General features: G+C 49.7%; 3 protein-coding genes. All 3 read left to right on the top strand.

Annotated elements, in window-relative coordinates; genetic code table 11:
- On the top strand, window positions 1-379 hold a 379-nt coding region (gene fliD, locus ABYW01_RS20395), incomplete at its 5' end, for a flagellar filament capping protein FliD (protein ID WP_372836310.1).
- 92 nt (window positions 380-471) lie between these two features.
- Complete coding sequence (gene fliS, locus ABYW01_RS20400; RefSeq protein WP_372836312.1) at window positions 472-891, top strand: flagellar export chaperone FliS; 420 nt, start codon at window positions 472-474, stop codon at window positions 889-891.
- Window positions 892-1,111: 220 nt separating this feature from the next.
- On the top strand, window positions 1,112-2,022 hold a 911-nt coding region (locus ABYW01_RS20405), incomplete at its 3' end, for a sigma-54-dependent Fis family transcriptional regulator (protein ID WP_372836314.1).

The raw sequence follows: 2,022 nt of genomic DNA on the forward strand, positions 1-2,022 counted from the left end.
GAGCGCATTCGGGGCGGGAAATGTGCTCTTGCCCGCAGTAGGGAGTGATCCTTATGGTCTGACGTTGATTGCCGATCCGGGGAGCTTGGGTAGCAGCAGCTTTAGCTTTAGCCGTGGTCTGGCCGGCGAGATGTCTTTGTTGATTGATAGTCTTCTTTCGAACAGTGGTTCGATCAAGATCCGTGAAGACAGCATTAATGATCAACTTGAGGGTATTGAGCTTGATCGGGAAAGTCTTGACAGTCGTATGGTGAAAGTCGAGGCACGACTGCTCAGTCAGTTTTTGGCGATGGAACGCATCATTTCCAGTTTAAATGCAACCAGCGATTCGTTGGATGGTATTTTGGATCGTCTGCCGTTTACCGCTCAGAAATCTTGATGAGTGATTAGTATTTAATATTTTCTCTGTCCGTGTCTGATTTGTGCTTGCACGGGTTTTGACTAGTGAATTACACGTATTAGGTGATAGTAATGAGCGTTAACCTGAACGCCTTGAAGCAGTATAAAAATGTTGATCTACGTGCGACTGCTGAGACAGCGTCTCCTCATAAGCTGATAGAAATGCTGATTGATGGTGGTCTTGGTGCAATGGCAAAAGCCAAGGGTGCGATTGAGCGTGGGAACATTGAAGAGCGCACATTACACGTGAACAAAGCGGTTCAAATTGTGATGGGGCTTAGGGATTCGCTGGATCACGAAAAGGGCGGCGAGGTATCCGGTAATCTGGATTCCCTTTACGAATACATGACACGCACGTTAATGCTGGCCAACCGTGAGAATGATGGAGAGCGTGTGCAGGAGGTCATGAACCTGATGCTGGAGATTAAGCAGGGTTGGGTGGGAATGCCTGAAGACGTTAAGCAAGGCAAGGTGGCTGCTGAAAACGCTTAACATAAGTTGTTTCGGTTCCTCTAAGAAAAATGGCGTGTTCCTTAAGGTGCACGCCATTTTTTTATGCATGAACATTGTGAAGTGATGCCTAGCGCTCCATGGGGTGTTTGTCTAGGGTTAGGGATTTTAAGCCGCTAATGTTTTAATGTGCCAAAAAGTTGACATTCTGCTGTTTGGTGAAATACTTCATCTAATGATTTTTTGACGCTTAGCCACTGTGATGACTCAATCAAACCTCAATTTGGTGTACGTGGATGACGGCGGGGATGGTTATTTGCCATCCTGTGCGGGTTTTCTGCAGCTACCTTTACAGCACTTCGATTATCCACTCTGGCTGCAAAATGCAGATCAACTGGACGGCATTGATTCACCGGTTCTGTTGCTCGGGGCTTGCCGTACGCCGATCGCTGTAGATCGAATGCTGATCCAGCTGGCCAAAAACAACCCCGATATGCCGGTGCTCTTGTGTGGACTGGCGAGAGAGGAGCTGGTGGCGCTGCCCGATGAACTCAAACCGATGGTGGTGGGGGCGTTAACTGAGAAGTTCTCTTACGGTGAGCTGACGGATTTATTACATAAGGCTCAGGTTTACCGCCAGCAGAAATCCAGTGGGCAGCCGGTGGTAGCGCCTAATGGCAGCAGTGTGCTGGGTGTCTCGGATGCCGTGATTCAGGTGCGGGCGATGATCAATAAAGTCGCAATGCGGGATGTCAGTGTGCTGATTACCGGCGAATCCGGGACCGGTAAAGAGGTTGTGGCGCGTAATCTACATGAGCATTCTACGCGGCAGGGCGGACCTTTTGTGCCAATCAACTGTGGTGCTATTCCTGCCGAGTTGTTGGAAAGTGAGCTGTTTGGTCACGAGAAGGGCGCGTTTACCGGGGCGGTGAATAGTCGGCCCGGACGATTTGAACTTGCAAAAGGTGGCACTTTGTTTCTGGATGAGATCGGGGACATGCCGCTGAATATGCAGGTGAAAATCCTGCGTGTCATTCAGGAGCGGAAGTTTGAGCGTGTGGGTGGTACCAAAACACTGGATGCTGATGTACGCATCGTCGCCGCGACGCACAAAGATCTGGAGGTGATGATCGAAGCGAATGAGTTTCGGGAAGATCTCTACTTCCGCCTCAA

The sequence above is a fragment of the Pontibacterium sp. genome (assembly GCF_041587635.1).
In the GTDB taxonomy this organism is placed as follows: Bacteria; Pseudomonadota; Gammaproteobacteria; order Pseudomonadales; family Balneatricaceae; genus Pontibacterium.